This is a genomic window from Neobacillus sp. GCM10027624 (genome assembly GCF_042675345.1).
GTDB lineage: Bacteria > Bacillota > Bacilli > Bacillales > Cytobacillaceae > Neobacillus > Neobacillus cucumis_D.
In genome coordinates this window covers 428,317-451,369 of record NZ_JBHTHD010000013.1, presented here as the reverse complement: position 1 = coordinate 451,369, position 23,053 = coordinate 428,317, and the positions used below count along the sequence as shown (strand labels likewise).

Below are 23,053 nucleotides of genomic sequence, written 5' to 3'. Positions count from 1 at the left end.
AATAATTACTATTTTTAATTGCTTAAACAGCCATATTTTGGGGAGTATATAACTAGCTTTCAAAGCTTAAAGGAGTAATGGCATGAACCGAAATTTCCTTTTCATCACCATTTCCATCTGCTCTATTATTTTTCTCACTTCATGTTGGAACCGAAAAGAATTAAATGAACTAGCCATTGTGATTGGAATGGGGATTGATAAAGAAGATGGTAAATTTATCGTGACTGCACAAGTCGTTAATCCCGGAGAAATTGCTGAATCACAAGGAACAAGTGGAAACTCACCCGTAGTTGTTTATCAAGAAAAGGGGAATACATTGTTCGAGGCAATTAGAAGAATAACTACAGTTTCACCAAGAAAACTATATTTTTCCCATCTTCGGCTTCTTGTGTTTGGAGAGGAATTAGCAAAAAAGGGGATTGGAAAAACATTAGACTTTTTATCAAGGGATCCAGAGATGCGAACAGATTTTTATATTACAGTAGCTAAAAATAATAAAGCAGGAGATATCTTAAAAATAGTAACTACCATGGAAAAAATACCAGTCCAACAATTATTTGATTCGCTTCTGACATCAGAAAAAGAATGGGCACCAACCCTGCCAATCACGCTGGATCAATTGATTTACGATATATTAAGTGAAGGTATGAATGCTAAATTAACTGGAATTATGCTTAAAGGAAATTTTCAAACAGGAGAAACCTTAGAGAATACGCAACACTCTAAACCAGCTGCATTTTTACAATATGATGCAATTGGTGTATTTCGCAAGGATAAATTAATCGGCTGGTTACATGATAACGAAAGCAAAGGCCTAAACTATGCTTTAGGAAATGTTAAAGATACGATTGTAACCATACCCTGTCCAAAAAAAGGGAAAGCTGATATTGAATTGATTCATACAAAAGCGGATTTAAAAACAACGATTTTAGACCACAAGCCAAATGGAATGATAAAGATAGAGGCAAAAGGTAATGTTGGGAATGTACAGTGTAAAACACTGGATCTAACAAAACCAGAGACAATCAGTCAGTTAGAAATAAAAACAGAGGAAAAAATTCAACAAAACATTCACATGGCTTTAAATGCTACACAAAAGAAATATAAGATAGATCCATTTGGTTTTGGTGAAGCTCTCCGCCGTTCCAACCCGGACTACTGGCATTTAATCAAAAATGATTGGATACAAATCTTTGAAACCATGCCGGTAGAAATAGAAGTAACAGTAAATTTACATGACATAGGTATGATTAAAAACTCTCCTCTTAATGACATTAAGGACAAACCTGCTTCTTAAATAAATGATCTGCTTTTGAATCTTTAATTCAGATTGGAGGATTTATATGGAACGAAAAATCCTTATGACTATTTTTTTCTGCTCTATTATCCTTCTTTCTGGTTGTTGGAACCGAAGAGAATTAAACGAACTTTCCATTTTATTAGGATTAGGAATAGATAAAGAAAATGATCAATTTATTATAACGGCTCAAGTGGTGAATCCAAGTGAAATTGCTTCTAAGAAAGGCGGCAGTGGAAAAGCACCAGTAGTCGTTTATCAAAGCAAGGGAGATACATTATTCGAAGCAATAAGGAGAGTAACAACGGTTGCCCCGAGAAAGCTTTATTTTGCCCACTTACGAATTCTTGTCATCGGAGAAAAGTTAGCAAAAGAAGGGATTGGTGAAACCATTGACCTCCTATTAAGAAATTCAGAAGTACGTAATGATTTTTATATTGCTGTATCCAAGAATTCTAAAGCAGCAAATGTTCTAAAAATATTAACTCCATTAGAAAAAATTCCAGCGAATAGTTTATTTGCCTCACTCGAGACTTCAGCGAACTCATGGTCTCCAACCGAGGGGGTTACATTAGATAAGCTAACCTCTAATATGGTGAGTGAAGGGAATAACCCTATCTTAACTGGTATTGAAATAATAGGAAACGAACATGCAGGTGAAACGAATACAAATTTAGATCAGACAAAACCAAAAACCATCCTGCAGTATAAAGGAATGGCGATCTTTAAACATGATAAACTGATTGGATGGATGAATGAAAGAGAAGGCAGAGCCGTTCATTACGCCTTAGGAAAAGTGAAGAGCAGCGTAGGATATATAAAATGCCCACAAGGTGGAAAAGTAGTAATTGAGGTGGTTCACACAAAATCTAAACTAAAGACAGAGATGATTAAGGGAGAGCCACATGGGTTTGTACAGGCTAAAATAAAAGGAAATGTTGCCGAAGTTGAATGTCAGGGCTTAGATTTAACTAATCCAAAATCAATTTCCTATATAGAAAAAGAATCAGAAAAAGAGCTTACTAAAATCATTAAAACGGCAATACACCATATTCAAAAAGACTACCAAACGGATATTTTCGGATTCGGTGAAGCACTGGGTCGTTCTGCACCTAATGATTGGGTAAAATATAAAAAGGATTGGGACCAAACGTTTTCACAGATGCCTGTAACCGTCAAGGTTGATATGAAGATCCGGCAAACTGGTACAATCAATAATTCTCCACTTAATAAAATAGAAAATAAATAGGTCTTTAAGGGATTAATCCCAATTGGAAAAGTGAGGAACAAGCATGCTTGAGAAGGGTAAGATTTCACCTCATCAATTTACAATAATGGTTGCTTTATTTATAGTCGGCGGCAGTATTTTGTATGTCCCATCCGGACTTATACATAGTGCGAAACAAGATGCATGGCTAGCAAATATTCTTGTGGTTGGGTTGGGACTATTACTAGTATTCCTATTCAATACATTAGGAAGTCGTTTTCCAACGATGAACCTTGCTGAGTATAGCGAAAAAATATTTGGAAAATCGCTTGGAAAAATCATTTCCCTTCTCTATTTTATTTATTTTTTTCTTAGTACTGCCAATTTTGTTCGACAAATCGGTGATTTCGTTACCATACAAATCCTGCCGGATACTCCCATTCTAGCGATTCATTTTCTTTTTATCATCATTGTGATAATGGGCGTCCGTTATGGACTAGAACCTTTTTCACGCGCTTTTGAAATTTTCTTTCCATTCATTTTGTTACTTTTTGTTATTTTCATCATTTCGATTTTCCCGATGTTTCAATTCCAGCAATTACAGCCAATATTAGGAAATGGAATGAAGCCTGTAATAGGAACAGCAATTAAATCCCTTGGAACCCCTTATTTGCAATTAGTGTTGTTTTTAATGGTCTTCCCTGCTGTAAACCAAACAACAAGGGCGAAAAAGTCCTTTTTGCTTGGAACCTTAATGGGTGGAAGTGTGTTAGCATTGGTTACATTGGTTAGTATTTTGAGCCTCGGAACTTATTTTTCTGAAAATCAGCAATTTGTAACCTATGTCCTTGCACTAAAAATCAATATCGGCGACATTTGGCAGCGTATTGAAGCAGTTATGGCGTTCATATGGTTCACGACAACTTATATTAAAATCACACTTTATTTTTATGCATCGGTTTTAAGTATGGGTCAAATTTTAAAACTTAGAGAATATAAATGTTTAACTTTTCCTCTAGGATTCATCACGCTTGTTCTCTCCCTTATTATAAATAAAAATATTGTTGAGTCAGATTTACAAGCTGAATGGTGGACAGCATTTTCCCTCCCTTTTGGTCTTTTTATTCCGCTATTATTGCTGGTCGTGGGTATAGTTAGAGAAAAAGGCTAGTTCCACTTATCGTTTACCACCTTTACTTACACCGAGATACTCAAAAGGCATCCGCAAATATACAGCGGATGCCTTCTTAAATTTAGATATATTTACATTTATACTCTAACTGTCCAGCCAAACGGATCTGGCTGGGTTCCATTTTGAATTCCAGTCAATGAATCATAGAGTTTTTGGGATACTGAACCAATTTCGCCGTTATTGACAACCATTTTTTCGTTTTTCCAAAGGAGTTCCCCGATTGGTGAAATAACAGCTGCTGTTCCTGTCCCGAAGGCTTCCTCTAAAGTACCTTCATGACAAGCCTGCTGAATTTCTTCGATTGAAATTTTTCGTTCTACCACCGGTACATTCCAATATTTTAAAAGCTCAATAATCGATTTTCTAGTGATTCCCTCCAGAATGCTGCCATTTAATTCAGGAGTAAGAACTTCCCCATTGATTTTAAAGAAGATATTCATACTTCCCACTTCTTCAATGTAGCGCTGTTCTTTTCCGTCCAGCCATAGCACCTGGGAGTAACCATGCTTATAGGCAATTTCTCCAGCCTTTAAACTACTTGCATAGTTACCAGCCGTTTTCGCATTCCCTGTTCCACCTTTTACGGCACGAACATACTCACTTTCAACCGCAATTTTAACCGGGTTAATTCCTTCTTTATAGTAAGCACCTACTGGCGATAGAATAATCATAAATCGGTAGTTTTTGGAAGGTGAAACCCCAAGATGTGGTTCTGTCGCAATCATAAATGGACGAATATAAAGGGATGTGCCTTCAACCCCAGGAATCCACTCCCGGTCAATACTGATTAATTGTTTTAATGCACTTAATGCCAATTCCTCATCAATTGGCGGCATACATAAACGGTCATTTGAGCGATTTAACCTTTTCATATTTTCATCAGGTCTAAATAACAAAACTTGCTCATCTTTTGTCAAATAGGCTTTTAGTCCTTCAAAAACTGTTTGACCGTAATGAAAAACCATTGCAGCAGGGTCAAGGGTAATTGGTTGATAAGGAATAATGCTTGGATTATGCCAGCCCTTTCCCTCTGTGTAATCCCAGACAAACATATGGTCCGTAAAGACCGTTCCAAACACAAGATTGTCAAAATCTGGCTTTTGTTTTCTTGTTGCACTAAGTGTAACTTCAATTTGTAATTCTTTCATCTTCCTATCTCCTATCCAGGTTCCTATCCTACCATTAATCTTTTATCATGAATTATATTTACATAATAATGATAATCTTATGACTATTTTACAACATTTAATTCATTTCGTGTTAAAAAATAAATCAAACAAAAATGAATAGTTTCTGGAAAATGAAAAAGGAGTAGATGCACTCCTTACATACGTGAGAAATTAATTTCTGCTCCTCTTTTTTACTCGTATTTCGAACGATCAATCACAGCTGTGTAGATTAAATAGATGACTAAGCAAATGGCCGTTGTCAAAAATCCCCACCCGAGAGTTAACTGATCAATGATAAGATAGTTGTTACATAATTGTACAGGGGATTCAATGTATAACCAACCCATACCAAAATATTTAATGGTAAAAAAGATAATAACCATGTTTTTTCCTGTCGAGCGAAGTTTTTTCCAACTATCACGAAGGGATATCCCAGCTAAGAATGGTAAACTAATAAATTTAAAAATTTCTGCACTTTGGATAGTTAAGGTTTCATCCATTGTTTTCGGTATCGTCCAATAAACAGCTATGATTAAAAATAATAGTATCCCCGGAACCCCATTGCTATTCCATTTTTCAAAAATACGGGGAAACTGTAGTTGAAATAACCGTGCCATTAAAAATCCGGAAAAGACCAAAAGCGGCATTTGCATATGCATATGCACAATCATAATCGATTCTAAAAAATGAGCAACAGGGGGAATCATTAAGGCAATATATAAAAGCAAACCATAAATAAACTGTTTCATTGATTACTCCCCCGTTTTATTTTCAAGTATGTTTTCGAGTGTTCTTGCTGCTTCATTCATTTTTTTAAAATCCATTACATTGACTAAACTGCCCTTCGGATCCACTAAGTAAAAAGCAGTATTATGGGTAAAATTCCCCTTTCCATCAGGAATGACAATCACTCCAAACTCTTTTAACAAGGCATCCAGCTCCGTCTTGTTTGGAATCCTTGCCATTCTCCAGGTTTCCCCATCACTATGAAAGGCATTCTTATATCTGTCCAATGCGGCAGGGTCATCCCTTGTTGGATCAAAACTGATACTTAAGAAAACAATGTCCCGGCCGATATATTTTTTCGGCAGCTTTTGATAAACCTGAGACATATTCATTTCTAGTTGCGGACAAACACTCGTACATGATGTATATAAAAATGTAATAAATACATATTTTCCTTCAAATTCAGAAATTGAATATTTCCTTCCATTGCTATCCTCTAAGGTAACATTGGGGAATTTCGGTTTATTTTCGATTAGTTTATTTACTCTTGCTGTTTCCGCAGTAAATGCATGAAACCCATCTGTTCCCGTGTAGAACAAAACAAAACCAAATAATATAACAATAGAAACTGCTACTTTACTATGCCAACGCTTGATCACGGAGATCACTTCCCAAACCTTTTGTTTTTACCTTTGTACTTTTCCCTATAGAGTAGAAAGAGATAGCCCAACCCTCGAGCTATCTCTTTTTCAACCTGCTTTTTACCAAGTTCTAAATGGTGGTGAACCCGGAGGTGCATTTACAATAAATTCAGTTAACGGGATGACATAGGCCATCGCAACAACAATCAGCATGATTACAATCCATAGTCCCCAACGCTCTGTAATATAAGGTGTTTTAGTTGCGTTTTCTTCCTCTTCGGCAATTGGAAATTCGGTTTCACCTTTAGGTGCCAAGAACATCATATTAAATACGGCAACTACTTGGAGGATAACACCAATCATTAACAATGTTCCGCCAATTGCCAAGAAAAACAGGTACGGGCTCCAGCTTAATGCGGTTGCATTGTCACCGTAGGTTGTAAAAGAAGTTCTCCGTGGAGAACCGAGTAAACCTACCCAGTGCATGGCTCCTGACATACAAACCATTCCAATGGTCCAAACCCAAGTTTGGATTAAGCCCAATCGATTGATTTGCGGAGTTAGAACACGTTTTGAGATATATGGAACTAACCAATAACTGATTCCAAAGAAAGTCATGACAACAGACATTCCGAGTGTTAAGTGGAAGTGTCCGACAATCCACATTGTATTATGAACTACTTGGTCTAACTGGTTTGTGCTTTGGGCAATACCGCCTGCACCAGCTGGAATAAAAGCAACCATTGCGATAAATGGAGCAAGGAAGCGAACATCTTTCCAAGGCATCATTTTATACCAGCCAACTAGTCCTTTTCCGCCTTTCTTTCTTGCAGTACGTTCAAATACAGCAAACAATGCGAATGCAGTCATTAAAGACGGGAATCCAATTGCTAAACTCATAAATACGTGCATGAATTTAATGGATTCTTTAATACCAGGGTCAACGATTTGGTGGTGAAATCCACCGGTAATATTCATGATAACTAATGCAATAATAACAACACGGGTTAATACGTCACTCCAGCGCTTTCCACCGATTATTTTTGGAACGCAGACATACCATGCAGAAACCGCCGTTAAATACCAGATGTTAACTAATGTGTGTCCAAACGCCCAGAAGAGTGTACGAGCCACCATAACGTTAATCGTCTTAACCCATCCGAATGACCAAGGGATAATCATGACGATTACTTCGATTGCCACTGGAAGGGAACCGAAGAATAAAAGAATAAATACACCAGTTGCGAAGTATGAAAGAATTGGAACATGCTGTCCTTTGTGATTCTTTCTCCAATTAGCCACTTGGATAAAGGCTCCAAATGCACACATCCAAACACCTACAACAATTAATGCTAATCCAATATAAAACATTGGTGCAGCTGCCATTGGCGGATAGAAGGTGTACATGACAGATGCATCACCCATGATGATCGGTATAACGGCTAAAACAAATCCAACAATTTTCACTCCAAAACCAATCCAGGCCATCATTCTTACTTTTGGCAGAAGCCCGCCTAAGTTATGTGAAAGTGCCGCATAGAAATAACCAATGGTAAAGAATGCTGTTAAAACAACTACTAATAATAATCCATGTGCGGTTAAAACTTGATAATAATTCAACCATGATGGTAATTCTAAAAGCCCTGCACGATTCAGTCCTTGCACAAGTCCTAATATACCACCGAGAAGTATTGCTGCAAACGCGACAAATATATATGATTTTGACAGCCTTGCATCCTCAAGGCTAATCCCCATTACTTTGTTGATTTTTCCATTTACTGTTTTTGAATTTCCAGTTTGCGGTATCCCTGTTTCCACTGTACTTCCCTCCTTTATTTCACCTTAATTGTTGTACTCATCATTTGGTGACCGGCTCCACAATACTCATTACATAAAACTAAATAGGTACCCGGCTTTTCAAATTTTTGTGTGATTTTTTGAATATGTCCCGGTACAATCATTGTGTTTAAATTTGTTCCCGCCACTTCGAATCCGTGCACCACATCTTTTGAGGTTAGGGTAAAATGTACAGTAGATCCTGCAGGTACTTCGATATTTCCAGGATTAAAGCTAAAAGCTTGTAACGTCATTACGACTTCGTATTCTTTTTCGCCTATTTGCTTAATACCAGGTTTATCGAATGGCGCTGTTTGATCCACTTTTTGCGGGTCAATCGTTTCCATATTACTTGGAGGACCCATTTCTAAAGCAAATGCTTGATACCCGGTAATTAACATAAAAATCATTATCATTCCGAAGCTTAAGGTAAGCCATATTTTTTCATCAAGTTGCATCTTCATTACTTTCCCCCCTTATACTCTGGACATATAAAGCCCATATAGTAGTAAATAAGTTGCAAGAATGACTACTCCAACGACACCCACGGAAATCCATGTTCCTTTTAGCGGTGCCTCTTGCTCTTTTTTCTGGTTAACTTTTTTAACTCCCACCTAAAATCAACCCCTTTTTGTTTTCTTATCTACATCTTAGTTTGGAATTCATTTTACAGATATGAGGTGAATCACACATTGATTGTAATTCTCAGTTAGTTTGGAAAAATGAGGGAGGTTTTTAATTTTTGAGGATATTTATTCTTTTTAAGCGAGGTAGACCAAAACCGCGCCATTATCACTTTTATATGAATTTTTACCGTGATAATATTATTAAAAGAAAAGTAAATTGGGTTCTCGTTTGCAAAATTGACAAATTGATGAACAATTCATTTTGAAGATTTTCGGCGGATTTTTTAACGTAGTTTTGTCCTGATTACAGAGGGCGGCTCATGATTCCCGTTTTAGTGAAATTTAAGCATCGAAGGGCATCGACGGAGGTTCTTGGTGCCCGCTTTAATGAATATTAAGCTTCCACGGGCACCGACGGACACTCTTGGTGCCCGCTTTATTGAATATTAAGCTTCCACGGGCATCGACGGACACTCTTGGTGCCCGCTTTAATGAATATTAATCATCCACAGGCACCGACGGACGCTCTTGGTGCCCGCTTTATTGAATATTAAGCTTCCACGGGCACCGACGGACACTCTTGATGCCCACGTTAATGAAAATTAATCACCCACGGGCACCGAGGAAGCCTCTTGATTCCCGTTTTAGTGAATATTCCTATCCGGCGGGCAATTAAACACCTACCTTTCGATCTCACAACAAAAAAGGCCTTATCAATATAAATTGATAAGACCTTTTCTTTACTTAAATATCGGTAATGTCACAATAATCATTAACAGATACATGATTGTTATATAATTGACTGAATAAAGAAAAACGAAATGAGCCCATTTATGGTCATTTTTAGTGAAAAATCCTGAAATACTTACACCCAGCCACCCTAAATTAAGCAGTGTGGCAATGACAATAAAGGATACACCAAGCGACCCTAAATAAAATGGCAATGGCAACAAACAGGCACTATAAACAAAAATTTGCCGCTTCGTCATTTCAAATCCACGAACAACAGGAAGCATCGCAACGCCTGCCGCTTTATATTCATTATATTTCTTCATTGCAATTGCAAAGGTATGCGGCATCTGAAAAATAAATAAAATCAGAAACAAAATAATCGGTACGATATGATAACTAGTTTCAAGCGTTGTCCAGCCGATTACAGGAGAAACGGCACCTGAAATAGCACCAATTACAGTATTAAGCGTATATTTCCGTTTTGACCACATCGTATACAAGATGACATAGGTAAACCAACCAATAAATGCCCAAATAGCTGCTTCAATGGAGGTAAAAAGTAAAAGGACCAAACCGAGTACGGTTAAAGTGATTCCCATTGCCAGTACCGCTTTCAGTGAAAAATGCCCCGTTACGGTTGGACGATTTTTCGTTCTGTCCATTACAGAATCAATATCAACATCATACCAGTTATTGATAATAAGCGCTCCGGCCATTACCAATGTGCTGCCAATCATGGTTAGTAAAAATAACCCCCAATGATTGGTTAATGATTCATTGGTAAAATAAAGTGCCAGCCAAAACCCGGTAAAAACAGGAAGTACATTTGCGATTAACACCGGTGCCTTTATAATCAATCTTAAATCCGCAAAAAAAGTAGAAGTATTTCGTTCTTTCGCTAAAATAGTGTTCATTTTAAACCGTCCCTTAGAAAGTGGTATGAAAAAGTTTATTCATAAGGAAGTTTATATAGAATCCATTATGAATATATCATTTTCCCTTCCCCTATATTACCATACTTTCATCCCACACTTCCTGTGGAGAAATTTTCCCCTTCCTAAAAAACTAGAACCCGCTTACTATAATTTACTCTTTTTAATTTTTTCATTAAGGAAAATGGTATCCACAATCTTATTCACATGAATCTCTGTGGTATTCAATTGTGGAATCGCTATGTCCTCAGCCTTTATGATCATGGGCAGTTCAGTACATCCTAAGATGATTCCTTGAATTTGATCGCGATGAATCATTTGCTGAATAATCTCTAAAAATTTTTCCTTTGTCTCTTTCTTTACGATACCATTTTCCAATTCTTCGACGATTTTTTGATGCATGTATTCCTGTTCCATCAAGTTTGGTACAAAAATTTCTTTCTGATTTAACAGAAATGGTTGTTTGAAAAAGTCATTCTCCATTGTGAACTTTGTTCCAATTAATCCGACTCGGTCTAGGCCAGATTCCTCAACCTTTATATAGGTCTCTTCCACAATACTGATCATCGGAATTTGAACCCTTTGTTGAACTTGTTCAAAAACAATATGAGATGTATTGGCAGAGATGACTGCAAAATCTGACCCTGCCTTTTCTAATTTTTGGACAGCAGCCACAAGATAATCAATTAACTCTTGTATTTGTCCGTGGCTGATCAAATGTAAAATTTTGTACATATTGATGCTGTTGATAATGAGTTCCGGCAACGTTTCTTTGGTCCCTTTTCTTTCTTGGAATTTCGAAATAATCGTTTGGTAATACTCTACTGTTGACTCCGGCCCTGTTCCTCCCACAATACCAACCATGTTCATACAATTTCCCCCTCGTGATAAAAATCTACCTATATTTATTTTACCACTTTGCTTTGAATTTTCCGAAACTCAATTATATATTTTCCTATCGGTTAAGTTGGGATTATAAACATTTGTAAAAATATAGACATCATTTAGTTTTATTTAAAAAGCAGGCTGAGTTAAAGGATAATTTTGATTTTTGAACAACGTTGATTGGAGTGGAAGGCGCGTAGACTCCTGCGGGAGTACGGGGTAGGGGAGACCGCGCAGGAGCGAAGCGACGAGGAGGGTCCCCGGCACGCCCGCGAACCGCTTGCGCCTGGAACGGAAATCAACAACTAATTTTAATGGAGCCAAAAAGCAAACAAAGGCATAGATAAGTCCATGCCTTTGTTAAAACATACTCAACCGATAATTTTTTGATAAAAGTTCTAATAATTTGATCCCTGCAATACTATTCCCTTTTTCATCCAATGCAGGGCCAAAAATTCCGATTCCAAATTTTCCTGGAGCAGCTCCCATAATCCCACCGGAAACACCACTTTTTGCGGGAATCCCAATTTTTATGGCGAATTCACCTGAAGCATTATACATTCCGCACGTTACCATAAAGGTTTTACAGATTCGGGCCACATCATCTGGCATAATCCGTTTCCCTGTAAGCGGATCGACTCCATCCATCGCAAAAATCATTCCAATCCTTGCTAAATCCAAACAGTTCATTTCAACGGCACACTGTTTTGTGTATAAGTCGATTAATGTCTCGACATCCTCTTGAATGATTTTATGCTGCTTTAAGAAATAACATAATGCACGATTTAAATTAGCTGTTTCAAATTCGGAACGGGCTACTTTCTCACAATAGCCAATGGTTGAGTCCCCAACCAATTCATGGATAAAAGTTATTAGCCGATTAAACCTTTTTTCAACGTTATCCCCTTTGATCATATGTGTTACCACTAAGGCACCTGCGTTAATCATCGGATTAAGCGGTTTGGCAGGGGCCATCGTCTCCAATTTTGCAATTGAATTGAACGGGTCTCCGGTTGGTTCCATCCCCACCCGCTCAAACACATAAGAAGAGCCTCTTTCCATTAGAACAAGTGCCAGGCTAATAACCTTTGAGATATTTTGCAATGTAAACTTTTTATCTATATCTCCAGCTGAGATACATCTCCCGTCAGGATAGTTAATCGCAATGGACAAATCATTTGGATTTGCTTTACCAAGCTCAGGTATATAGTCTGCAACCTTACCGTTATTTGTACATGCTTTTGCTTTTTTGACCAATTGCTTTAATTCATCACTTGATTGACATGGCATATCCATCACCCGTAGTAGTATGTGTAATGATTGGGCGATTATGTAACAAAAAGAGTAGGAGTTAGACAGATCGCTTATAGATTTTAATAGAAATTAAGATTAATTTAAGGTTTTTTTAGTATAAAAGGAGAGACTTATTGTCGGCATATGTAAAGAAAGGTAGTTAACTATCCAAGGGGAGGTTTCACCATGAAGCAAAAATGAATTAAACTAATACTTTTTCTTACTGCTCTAGGGCTGGTCGCTCTTTTTATATTTAAGGATTCCAATCCTTCTAATAAAAAAGTCACTCATCAAGCTGTTCCTTTACCTTCTGAACTCCAACCGGTTATCAAGGAACAAAGCAACAATTTAATCCAACAGGCAGCAAAAAAAGGAATTGTGGTCGTGATTACAGATGGCTTTCGCAGTGTTGCGGAGCAAAACCGTCTTTATGAACAGGGTCGGACCACTAAGGGAAATATTGTCACCAATGCAAAAGGGGGAGAATCCTATCATAATTATGGGCTAGCAATTGATTTTGCCCTTAAGACCTCTTCAGGAAATGTCATTTGGGATCGGCAATACGATGGTAATAAAAATGGAAAGGCCGATTGGGCCGAGGTCGTCAGCATTGCAAAGTCATTAGGGTTTGAATGGGGTGGAGACTGGGCTCAATTTAAAGATTATCCCCATCTGCAAATGGACTTTGGACTGACAATTGCCGACCTGCAGAATGGGGAAAGACCCGATGAATCATCCTTGGTAGCGGATAACCGCTGACATTCCGTGATACCCTCTCTCAGCATAGAATCATTGTTCGTATCTCCAAGTGAATAGCTGCATGAAAAAGGAGCCTCCACCACTTTCGCGATGGGAGGCCCTCTATTATTGAAATTCTTATAAACAATGCATCATTCCCTCAGCTTCATCCCATTTTACGGTAAAGCCTTGTCCCTTTGAACAAAAGATTGAGGAAGAAGTATAGTCCGGATCAACATTTTTATCATACCCAATACGTTTTATTACCGCCTCTGCATTATGACAGCGGTGATAGCCAGCAAAGGTTAGACTCATTCGCCCTTTCCCTTGTGTAAAAGAGGCTAGTTCCATGCTGTAGTTCATAAAGGTCGCAACAGGAACGATTCCAGTTAAGATGGCTTTATCACCATCAGTCATGGGAGAGTCAATCCGGCCATAAGCAGCCTGCACATCTGATAAGACACGACCTATTTGATTAGTCGTAACGATGATTTTAAAGTGGTAAAAAGGTTCGAGCAGGATGTTATTTGCCTTTTCCAATCCCTGCCTCAAGGCACGAAATACGGCCTCCCGAAAATCCCCGCCATGAGTATGCTTATTATGTGCTCTTCCCGTTAATAGCGTTACTTTTAAATCAGTAATCGGTGAACCGGTTAAGAGACCATGATGTTCCCGTTCAACTAGGTGCTGTCCAACCAGGTTTTGCAAGCCAATGGATAAATCGTCGGTATGGCAGCTGCTTTCATAAAGAATTCCGCTGTTTCGTTTTCCAGGTTCGATTTTTAAATGCACTTCCGCATAATGCTTTAGTGGTTCAAAATGACCGTACCCAATTACTTCGTTATCAATTGTTTCCTTATAAAGAATCTCTGGCTGTTCAAAGACGATCTTTAAACGAAATCTTTCGAATATGATTTGCTCAAGTACTTCTAATTGAATGGCGCCCATGACATGAAGATGAATTTCCTGCAGGCGCTTCTCCCAATTTACATGGAGAGAAGGGTCCTCAGCATCCAGCATAAGAAAATATTTTAATGCTTCCTTTGGATTCACCCCGGGCTCAAATACGACCTTGGATCTTAGTGTTGGTACCATATCATATACGGCTTTTTCCTCTAGGGTGCCTACCCCATCACCAACAGAAGCATTTGTGATGCCGGTAACGGCAAAAAGCTCGCCTGCAGAAACTTGGTCGATTTGCTTGTATTGACTGCCATTATACATACGGATTTGCGTTACTTTCTCCATCTCGCCATTTCCACATGCAATCCCATCGCGTACCTTTAAAGTACCGCTTAATGCTTTGATAAAAGTGACTCTTGTGCCGGTTTCATCAAAACGAATTTTATAAACCCAGCCTGAAAAAAGTTCGCTGCTATCAAAGTCCGTAACCGTTAATAAATCAAACTTTTCAAGGAAGTCTTTCACTCCGATATCCTGCAGTGCTGCTCCACTTGCATAAGGATAAATCTGAGCACCTTGAATCATGGATTGCATTTTTTTAAGCCATAATTCTGGTTCATATCCCTTTTCCATATAATAATCCAGTAAATCTTCATCCCTCTCGGCGATGAATTCAATCAATTCATTTGATATACTTCCATCTGTAAAGGATGCCGATATGTCGCATAGATCTTTGGTAAAATTACTGCGAATTTCATCCAGCACCCCATCGACATTTGCACCGGTACGATCAATTTTATTGATAAAAAAGAAGGTGGGCACATGGTATTTTTTTAGTAGATTCCAAACTGTTTCTGTATGCCCTTCAATGCCTTCAACCGCACTGATCAGGATAATCGCAAAATCCATCACTTGGATGGCCCGCTCCATTTCTGGGGAAAAATCCACGTGCCCTGGTGTATCAATTAAATAATAGGTTGAATTTCCGTATTCAAACATACCTTGGTCAGCAAAAACGGTGATGCCGCGCTGCTTTTCAATCTCATGACTATCAAGAAAGGCGTCTTGGTGGTCAACTCTCCCAAGTTTCTTAATACTTTTTGTATGAAAAAGCAGCTGCTCAGAAAAAGTGGTTTTTCCTGCATCCACATGTGCTAAAATTCCAATTGTTTTGTTCATATTCCGAGGTGCTCCTATTCTATCGCTACAGTTATCATCCTAACTATTATATCAGTATTATCAGGGTTTCACTTATAATGAAAAATATATAAGAACAGCCTTTTGGTACAGTTTCTTTATTTTATGGTTCACTCAGGTATTAAAAAATGGGGACAAGGTTTCTGTTCTTATCCCATCATTTATCCGCTTTTATTTACAGTGCTTCGTTGGAATGTATTTTTGGTTTTTCATAAATACATTGACAAAGAGGCTAATATTTGGCAGGAAAACTCCTACCTCCTACTAGCCTCCATTTTAAATAGTGCCAAGTTATGAATTGTTAGAACATAATTTTGTTGCAATCCCTACAAAATAATCGACCCCGTACAGTAATGCGGACTCATCGATTTTAAATTTTGGATGATGGAGTGGATACGTTTCACCCAAACCTTCTTGTTGAACTCCAATAAATTGCATCGAGGAAGGAACTTTTTGTGAGATAGCTGAAAAATCTTCTCCACCAAATAAAGGTTCCTCTACATGAATCACATTTTCTGTTCCAAAAATATCTTCTGCTACCTCTCTTGTAATCTCAACTGCCTCTTTATCATTTACCACACTTTCATAGCCTTCATGCCAAACGATTTCATAACGAGCACCGTGTGCCTCTGTAATCCCTTTTACAATTTGGTTGACATAGTTTTTAGCTTTTATGCGTATTTCAGGGTCGATTGCACGAATGGTTCCACCAAGCTCTGCTGTTTCCGGAATAATATTTAGGGCACTCCCCCCATGGAATTGGGTAATAGAAATAACCGGTGAATGTAAGGCTGGTAGTTTTCTAGATACAATATGTTGAATGTTGGAGGCAATTTCCACCCCTACCGCTATTGGGTCAACTGTTAATTCAGGTGTTGATGCATGACCCCCATAACCGATGACCTTAATCTCGAAATCATCATTGGATGCGCAAAGCACCCCTTCCCTCATGCAGATCGAACCGGAACGTTCATATGGTGTGACATGAAGGGCAAAGGCATAATCCACCCCATTGACTACACCTTTTTCAACAAGCTCGATTGCCCCTCCCGGCGGCATTTCTTCGGCATGTTGGAAAATAAATCTGATTTCCCCGCCTATTTCATCTCTCTTTTCAGAAAGAACCTTCGCTGCACCTAACAGCATCGCAGTATGTGCATCATGCCCACAGGCATGCATGACTCCAGGATTCTTTGATTGAAATTCAATATCCGCTTCCTCTTGAATTGGAAGTGCATCCATATCTGCACGAAAAGCAATAGTCGGCTGTTTTTCACTCAATTGTTTTCCGCCTTTTAGCACTCCCAAAACACTTGTTTTCGTTGGTCTTGTTACTTCTAATTCTGGAAAAGATTTTAATAGATTATAAACATATTCAGATGTTTGAACTTCATTAAAAGAGAGTTCTGGATTTTCATGTAAATGCCTTCTCCATGTAACGACTTCATCTTTTATAGTAATTTGTTTGGTAATCATCTTACCTATCTCCTTTAGCTTTTTACTTAGACTGTAAAGCATTATTAAGAATTAACTTCCACATTTTCAAGTTGATTTTCCGAAACATTTTTTACTCTTGTTATGGTGCTAACTCCTATCGTAACAATCAGGTTAACTCCCAGCGCTACGATTCCACTGTCAATGTCCTTAATAACTTGAGGCCAGTGAGGAAATAATGTCGCAATGGTAGAATTCGTAATAGTCATTACGGCAACTGTTACGGCACCGGCAATGATTCCCGCAAATGCTCCTTGCAATGTAACAGGATTATTTTTCCATAGGCTGAAAAATAAGGATGGAAATAGCTGAGCCACAAATCCATATGCCATGATTAATAACATAAAAATCATTTCCCCGCCTCTAAATGTAAAATAAACAGACAATAGTGCAAGGATTGGCACAGCCATGCGGGCAATACGGGCGATTTGTTGATCCGTTGTATCCGGTTTCAAAACTTTGACCACATTTTTCGCAACTAAAGTGGATGCAGTCATTAATAGCATTGAACTTGGTACAAGCGCCGTTAATAATCCGGCCCCGCCAATGATTCCGATAAACCATGGGTCAAATGACTTTTTAGCTAGTTCAAATAGGGCTAAATCTGGATCTTTTAATCCGGGAACTACTAGAACAGCGGCAAAGCCAATAAATAATACTAGAATTAGGACAATCTGATAAAGTGGAGTTAAGGCTGAATTACGTCGCAAAATATGTGCATTTTTTGCCGTTAAACTAGCAGCAAACAAATGCGGCCACATCGATGCACCAAGGGCAAAAAGAATGCAGGTTGAAATATACCAGGACAAACCGTAACCGGATTTAGGAAGAGTTAAAAAGTTTGGTTTAGCAGCATTAATTTTTTCAAACATTGGCGTGAACCCACCATAATAATGATAAGGTAAGTAAATGGACATAACTAAGATGACAACTAACATCAAGATATCCTTTACAACCGCTGTCCACGCAGAACCATGTATCCCTGAAACCGTTACATAAATCGAAACAGAAACCGCCCCAATCCATATGGCAACCGCCGGTGAAATCGTCCCGTAAGATGCCTCTGAAACAATAATCCCTAACCCTTTAAATTGCAAAACAAGGTATGGAATAAGGGAAATAATTCCTACAACGGCCGTTAGAACACCTAGTTTTGTGCTTTTATACTTGCTGGCAAAGAAATCAGATTGGGTCAAAATATTATTCTTCTTTGCATACTTCCAAATAGGAGGAAAGAACCAGTACATGACAATGTAGCATAGTGAACTAAATACATAGATCATTGGTCCTCCAAGACCATATGCTCCGCCACTTCCGCCAAGGAATGTATAGGTAGTAAAGTTTTCTCCAGCCATTAACAGGAACACAAAAATAGTACCAAAGCCTCTGCCGCCAACCGCCCACTGATCTAGATTCATTTCTTTTCCCTTTTTCGCACGAATCCCTATGTAAATGGATAGAAAGAGAAAAGCTAAAATAATTAGGAGTGAAACATTCATGATTCCTCACCATCCTCTTCGATTGGGTAAAGTAAGTTGCTAATCCCCATACCTACTGCAGATAGAACAAGCCATAAGGCGGCCCAAAACATGACAAAGGGCATCCCCAAGACATATGGCTCTACCTTATTCATAACGGTCAACGAGCCAATAAATGGGATAATCGATAACAAAATACAGATTTTCTTCATAAATAACCCCCTCAAAATGTTATAACTGTCAATCATTAAACCTTCTTTATGTTTCTGAAAACGCATCCTCCTCTTATTTATTTTTTAAAACGTCATTTCAAATTATTTTAATTTTTCTGTATAATTAGTTTAATAAATAGGGTTAACACAATTGCAAGCGCTATTTTTAATGAATTTATCATAAAAAAGTGGAGTAACTCCATTTTTTGTTTTAACGGAATCGAGCAGGAGGAATCTCTATGAAGATTGGACAGTTTGCTAAAGACTTTAATGTTTCGATTGATACAGTAAGACATTATATTGAAAAAGGACTATTGATTCCCGAAAAAATAAACACACAATATCAGATGAATACCATCTGTCTTGAAGATATGGCATTGATTAATGAACTTAAGTTGTATCGATTTTCGTTAAAAGAAATTCATAAAATCTTATCTCTTAAACGATTAACAAACAATGGGAATAATGAAGATATGAGCTACTTTAGAAACTTGCTCGTTGAAAAAAAGAAACAGCTAATTGGAGAGAAGGATCAAATATTGAGGGCAATTCATTCTCTTGATGCAAAAATTAATACGGAGACAAATGAGAATATCGAACAAGATAATAAGAAAAAGGGTGTTCCATTACTTTTTGTTCCAGTCCTTTCTTGTCCGTATTGCCAAAGTGGATTAAGTTTGCAAAATGCCTCCATACTTGGGAATCAAATCTTTGAAGGGAATCTGTATTGCAGCTGCGGCTATCAAACAGAAATCAAAGATGGCATTCTGTTCACAAGCAACCTCCAGTCATCTCCCTTTAAATATTCCATTTATGAGATTGATGTCGAGAAATGGAATCCTAGTTTTGTAAGTTTACTTGAAAAAAGTAAATTATGGATGTACAACGAATTAACCCAACAACAATTGGAAAATAAAATGGTGCTAGAAACAAATATTGAAATTTTGATGATGTTGCCAAAATATCTTTCTTCCCTTCCTAAAAATACATCCTATATTTTTACGTGTTACTCTCTTGAAACGATTAAAACATTAAAGCAAAGCATTGAAAAGCTTCATCCAGATTTATCGGTTTTATACATCGTCAATAGTGATTTACATCTACCACTAGCACATCATTCGATCGATTTTTTCATCGATAGTTTGTCTTTTACTCAGTATTCCTTGATTTATAAGGAATCACCGATTCAAATTTTAACCCGGTATCTAAAAAACAATTCTTACATAATAGGAAATGCTGTTTTTTATGAAGCGAATTCAAAATCATTGAAAAAAATTCAATCAATCTATCCGACGCCAAACCCGAAGGCATTGCAACTAAACCTTTTGGAAGAAGAATTGCATGAACATCATTTCACTAACCCCATTAAGGAAATAGTAGGCTTTACGAAAAACCCTGGCAGCTATTTCTCTTATCATGATGAAAATGAAAAAATGAACTTATTGGCGTACAAAGCAGCATATTCGATTGCAAAATAAAAAAAATCCTCACCAATTCGGTGAGGATTTTTTTAGCTTAATTCCAAAATTACTTGTTCTATAAAATTGTTTTACAATTTAGTCATTCTCCAACTTTAATATTGTCAGCGTTTTATTTCTATTAAATGATATTTGACGAATAAATGGAATCACCCAGCGATCAAGACCGATTTTTCCGGCGTTAAAGCCTGCAAAGAGGACGATAACTCCTAGTAAAATATCCATTGGATTAGAAGAAATGGTTCCAGCAATCAGATAAGAGAAGTTCATTAAAAGACCGAAGAACATAGCAGCAGTTGTTAAGCAGCCCAAGATTAATCCTAAACCAACTAAAAACTCTCCCGCAGGAATAACCTTATTAAAGACATCAACATTAGGCAATGCTACATGTTTTAAGAAGTCAACATACCATCCAAAGACAACCGCCCCGTCCGGTCCTTTAACCGGGTTGGCAATCGCTCCTTTTAAGAATCCCGAAGCATCGAAACCACCACTTAATAATTTTTGCCAACCTGCAGTAATCCATACAGAACCAATATATATACGAAGAACTGTTAAGAAACCCGATGCTATTTTGTTTTGTCTTAACCAATCTACTACCATTTGCAACACTCCCTAGGAAATTAGTTTAAAGTACCTCCTTAACTTAACAGATTTATTTTCACAAAAGGGGGGTTTGTTCATGATTTAACATTCTCTTAAAGACAACTTAAATAATTTATAATTTTTAAATATTTGTTACACAAATGTAGTGGAAACTCCATTTTATAGGTAAAAGAAATATGATGAAATTAAAAAAGCCTCACCAATTAGTGAGGATCTTTACCTTATTACCTGTATTGAATTGCTAATCCCTTTAAGAAATTTCTAGCGTATTTATCCCCACACACTTTGTAATTCTTATGTCCTTCTTTTCGTAATAGTGCGCTTAATTCTCCTTTTGTGATCGTGACACCTGCATCTTCTAATATTTCAATCATATCCTCACTTGTTAACGATAGTGCAATTTTTAACTTCTTTAGTAATACATTATTAACACTTCCATGATCCTTTATGGTCATTGCTGGTCTTTCAGGCTGTCCGGGTTTTGAGTCTTGTTTCCCTCTTTTAAAGATAATAAGTCCATTTAAAAATGACTCGAACATGAAATTATTGCATTTAATAGTATTTTCATCTTCCTCTATATCACCATCATTGTAATCGTCCTTTGATTTTGTTAAGACCTTTAGTACTTCTTCCTTTGTTAATTCAATGCCGCCAAGTTTAAATATCTCTACCATATCTGTATTTTTAATATCTAGAGCATATCTTAATCGAATTAAGATATCATTATTTGTCATACTCATTATGAAACCTCCTCATACAATCCTTACTATTATATCTTCAGCACCTGCAATTTATAAAGACCTCATTTAAGATTTTGGCTTTTTAATGAATAAAGACAGTACAACATTCATCACTGCTAATACTAAACTGATTATAAACACTAGCGAAGATCCAGCGGAAGGTAGGACAATCTTTGCTTGAGCACAAAAAGATCCAGTATAATAACTGGATCAAAATTTGCTTAATTTAGCTAAATAGTTTAAGTAACATGATGGCCAAAATTACGGTTGAGGCACCGCCGATTCTTGTGGAAACTTGGGCAAATGGCATCAATGACATCCTGCCTGAAGCGGATAGAATCGCTACATCCCCTGTTCCACCCAACCCACTGTGACATCCTGTAACAATCGCTGCGTCAACGGGGAACATTTTCATCAATTTTCCTACAAAATAACCGGAGCTCATCATGGCTAAAACAACAGCAACACAAATTATAACATAGGCAGGAGTTACAATTTTTACAACATCCTTAAGTGGAATATAAAGCATTCCTAAGCCAACCATTAACGGCCAGGTCAAACTGCCTGATACAAATTTATATAAGTGAAAAGCACCTTGTTCCATTTTTACTGGCATAACTTTAATGCTTTTTACAACAGCCGCTGCAATAATCATTAACACAGGACCGGGAATACCAAGAAATTTATTCCCAAGACCACCTAAAATAAAGAAACTGCAGGCAATAAGAAGTCCGGCACCCATTAATGAAAAATCAATTGGTTTATCAATCGACGTTGCTCCCGTAATGCCATCGCCGCCTTTTGTTTTGACTAACACTCCGTTGCCAGTAAGTTCTGGTTTTTTCTCACCTAAGCGTGACAGAAGACCGGCACAAATGATGGCTACTGTATTTCCGATAACTGCAGCTGGGATTAATTGTCCAACAAAGGTTTCAGATGCTTTTCCAAGTACTTGACCATAACCTAATGATAGAGGAAGAATTCCCTCTCCAATTCCGCCTCCGATAATCGGAACAACGATGTAAAAAATCGTATGTTTAATGCTGTATCCAAAAAGTAAGCCAACCAAAGCTCCAACGACTACAGCGGAAATGGTCCCAATAATAAGCGGTACAAACATGCGGGTAAACCCTTGAATCAATACCCTGCGATTCATTCCAAGAATACTACCTACCACTAAAACGGAAATGTAAAGATATAGAAAATTGGATGTTTTCATCAGCTGGGTAACGGCATCCATCCCAGTCGTATTAATTACATTTAAAAAGACTAAAATAGAAGGAACTAAGAGTGATAGAATGGCTGGTCCGCCAATATCCTTTAAGATTGGGATTCTCATTCCCATATCCCCTAGAAAAATTCCCATTACCATAATTACGGCAAATCCACCGAGCATATCTGCTGGTAGCTGTTTATAAACAGCAGCTGCATAAACAACAACTGCGATGATGATATAAAGTGGAAGCGGTACTACTCCGATTTTGATATTAGCTAATTTGGCTAAAAGGCTTTTATTTTCTTTTGTTTCTCCCGATACCGCAGTAAGCGGTTCCAGCTTTCTTACCGGTTCCATACATTCATCTCCCAACTTGATTTATAATTCTATAATATTCTTACTAAAAGCGCTTTCATAGTTTATTTAAGTTTAGAAAGTATTTAAGTAAATAAAAA

21 protein-coding genes are annotated in these 23,053 nt (G+C 37.5%); 5 read left to right on the top strand and 16 right to left on the bottom strand.

Translation table 11 applies throughout. The features are described from left to right. Positions 1 to 82: 82 nt before the first annotated feature. From ACFQZ9_RS23205 to ACFQZ9_RS23195, 3 genes are read left to right on the top strand one after another with little or no spacing between them, the layout of a single operon-like run. On the top strand, positions 83 to 1,297 hold the full coding sequence (locus ACFQZ9_RS23205; RefSeq protein WP_498945676.1) for a Ger(x)C family spore germination protein: 1,215 nt from the start codon (positions 83 to 85) through the stop codon (positions 1,295 to 1,297). Between the two features lie 46 nt (positions 1,298 to 1,343). Then, positions 1,344 to 2,546: a Ger(x)C family spore germination protein gene (locus ACFQZ9_RS23200; protein ID WP_498945674.1), complete on the top strand. Its 1,203-nt coding sequence runs from the start codon at positions 1,344 to 1,346 to the stop codon at positions 2,544 to 2,546. Between the two features lie 43 nt (positions 2,547 to 2,589). After that, positions 2,590 to 3,675 carry a GerAB/ArcD/ProY family transporter gene (locus ACFQZ9_RS23195; RefSeq protein WP_498945673.1) on the top strand — a complete coding sequence of 362 codons (1,086 nt, stop codon included), beginning with the start codon at positions 2,590 to 2,592 and terminating at the stop codon, positions 3,673 to 3,675. Between the two features lie 98 nt (positions 3,676 to 3,773). On the opposite strand, the gene ACFQZ9_RS23190 is transcribed toward ACFQZ9_RS23195, so the two are convergent. The 9 genes from ACFQZ9_RS23190 to glsA form a co-directional block, all read right to left on the bottom strand. Next, positions 3,774 to 4,844 (bottom strand): branched-chain amino acid aminotransferase, encoded by a 1,071-nt coding sequence (locus ACFQZ9_RS23190; protein WP_498945672.1) that lies wholly within the window; start codon positions 4,842 to 4,844, stop codon positions 3,774 to 3,776. 212 nt (positions 4,845 to 5,056) lie between these two features. Next, positions 5,057 to 5,614: a hypothetical protein gene (locus tag ACFQZ9_RS23185; RefSeq protein WP_498945671.1), complete on the bottom strand. Its 558-nt coding sequence runs from the start codon at positions 5,612 to 5,614 to the stop codon at positions 5,057 to 5,059. A 3-nt stretch (positions 5,615 to 5,617) separates the two neighbouring features. Beyond that, entirely contained in the window at positions 5,618 to 6,250 is a 633-nt protein-coding gene (locus tag ACFQZ9_RS23180; RefSeq protein WP_498945669.1) for an SCO family protein, read from the bottom strand. Positions 6,251 to 6,352: 102 nt separating this feature from the next. Further along, positions 6,353 to 8,050, bottom strand: a complete 1,698-nt coding sequence (locus ACFQZ9_RS23175) for a cbb3-type cytochrome c oxidase subunit I (protein ID WP_498945667.1) — start codon at positions 8,048 to 8,050, stop codon at positions 6,353 to 6,355. Positions 8,051 to 8,064: 14 nt separating this feature from the next. Continuing rightward, positions 8,065 to 8,532, bottom strand: a complete 468-nt coding sequence (locus tag ACFQZ9_RS23170; RefSeq protein ID WP_498945666.1) for a cytochrome c oxidase subunit II — start codon at positions 8,530 to 8,532, stop codon at positions 8,065 to 8,067. A gap of 12 nt (positions 8,533 to 8,544) precedes the next feature. Continuing rightward, positions 8,545 to 8,682 carry a cytochrome c oxidase subunit 2A gene (locus ACFQZ9_RS23165; protein ID WP_133337487.1) on the bottom strand — a complete coding sequence of 46 codons (138 nt, stop codon included), beginning with the start codon at positions 8,680 to 8,682 and terminating at the stop codon, positions 8,545 to 8,547. 752 nt (positions 8,683 to 9,434) lie between these two features. Then, a complete protein-coding gene (gene cyoE / locus ACFQZ9_RS23160; protein WP_498945664.1) occupies positions 9,435 to 10,340 on the bottom strand; it encodes a protoheme IX farnesyltransferase in 906 nt (301 codons plus the stop codon). 165 nt (positions 10,341 to 10,505) lie between these two features. Continuing rightward, positions 10,506 to 11,228 carry an aspartate/glutamate racemase family protein gene (locus ACFQZ9_RS23155; RefSeq protein ID WP_498945662.1) on the bottom strand — a complete coding sequence of 241 codons (723 nt, stop codon included), beginning with the start codon at positions 11,226 to 11,228 and terminating at the stop codon, positions 10,506 to 10,508. Positions 11,229 to 11,603: 375 nt separating this feature from the next. Further along, on the bottom strand, positions 11,604 to 12,533 hold the full coding sequence (gene glsA, locus ACFQZ9_RS23150; protein ID WP_498945660.1) for a glutaminase A: 930 nt from the start codon (positions 12,531 to 12,533) through the stop codon (positions 11,604 to 11,606). Positions 12,534 to 12,785: 252 nt separating this feature from the next. Between glsA and ACFQZ9_RS23145 the strand changes: the two genes are divergently transcribed. Then, the gene (locus ACFQZ9_RS23145) at positions 12,786 to 13,295 is read left to right on the top strand and encodes a M15 family metallopeptidase (RefSeq protein WP_498945839.1); all 510 of its coding nucleotides are present in this window, start codon (positions 12,786 to 12,788) and stop codon (positions 13,293 to 13,295) included. Between the two features lie 117 nt (positions 13,296 to 13,412). On the opposite strand, the gene ACFQZ9_RS23140 is transcribed toward ACFQZ9_RS23145, so the two are convergent. The 4 genes from ACFQZ9_RS23140 to ACFQZ9_RS23125 form a co-directional block, all read right to left on the bottom strand. Continuing rightward, positions 13,413 to 15,356 carry a GTP-binding protein gene (locus ACFQZ9_RS23140; protein ID WP_498945658.1) on the bottom strand — a complete coding sequence of 648 codons (1,944 nt, stop codon included), beginning with the start codon at positions 15,354 to 15,356 and terminating at the stop codon, positions 13,413 to 13,415. Between the two features lie 309 nt (positions 15,357 to 15,665). Continuing rightward, positions 15,666 to 16,850, bottom strand: coding sequence for a M20 metallopeptidase family protein (locus ACFQZ9_RS23135; protein WP_498945656.1), 1,185 nt, complete (start codon positions 16,848 to 16,850; stop codon positions 15,666 to 15,668). Between the two features lie 44 nt (positions 16,851 to 16,894). Continuing rightward, positions 16,895 to 18,367, bottom strand: coding sequence for a sodium:solute symporter family protein (locus tag ACFQZ9_RS23130; RefSeq protein WP_498945654.1), 1,473 nt, complete (start codon positions 18,365 to 18,367; stop codon positions 16,895 to 16,897). After that, positions 18,364 to 18,558, bottom strand: coding sequence for a DUF3311 domain-containing protein (locus ACFQZ9_RS23125; protein WP_198311987.1), 195 nt, complete (start codon positions 18,556 to 18,558; stop codon positions 18,364 to 18,366). The genes ACFQZ9_RS23130 and ACFQZ9_RS23125 overlap by 4 nt, the downstream gene beginning before the upstream one ends. A gap of 239 nt (positions 18,559 to 18,797) precedes the next feature. Between ACFQZ9_RS23125 and ACFQZ9_RS23120 the strand changes: the two genes are divergently transcribed. Beyond that, positions 18,798 to 20,036 carry a MerR family transcriptional regulator gene (locus tag ACFQZ9_RS23120; RefSeq protein WP_498945653.1) on the top strand — a complete coding sequence of 413 codons (1,239 nt, stop codon included), beginning with the start codon at positions 18,798 to 18,800 and terminating at the stop codon, positions 20,034 to 20,036. A 78-nt stretch (positions 20,037 to 20,114) separates the two neighbouring features. Here ACFQZ9_RS23120 and ACFQZ9_RS23115 read toward each other — a convergent pair whose 3' ends face one another. The 3 genes from ACFQZ9_RS23115 to ACFQZ9_RS23105 all read right to left on the bottom strand — a co-directional run bounded on the left by ACFQZ9_RS23115 (position 20,115) and on the right by ACFQZ9_RS23105 (position 22,955). Then, positions 20,115 to 20,639, bottom strand: a complete 525-nt coding sequence (locus ACFQZ9_RS23115) for a DoxX family membrane protein (protein WP_498945651.1) — start codon at positions 20,637 to 20,639, stop codon at positions 20,115 to 20,117. A 227-nt stretch (positions 20,640 to 20,866) separates the two neighbouring features. Beyond that, positions 20,867 to 21,382 (bottom strand): YehS family protein, encoded by a 516-nt coding sequence (locus ACFQZ9_RS23110; protein ID WP_498945650.1) that lies wholly within the window; start codon positions 21,380 to 21,382, stop codon positions 20,867 to 20,869. Positions 21,383 to 21,608: 226 nt separating this feature from the next. Continuing rightward, entirely contained in the window at positions 21,609 to 22,955 is a 1,347-nt protein-coding gene (locus ACFQZ9_RS23105) for a 2-hydroxycarboxylate transporter family protein (protein WP_498945649.1), read from the bottom strand. Positions 22,956 to 23,053: the final 98 nt, after the last annotated feature.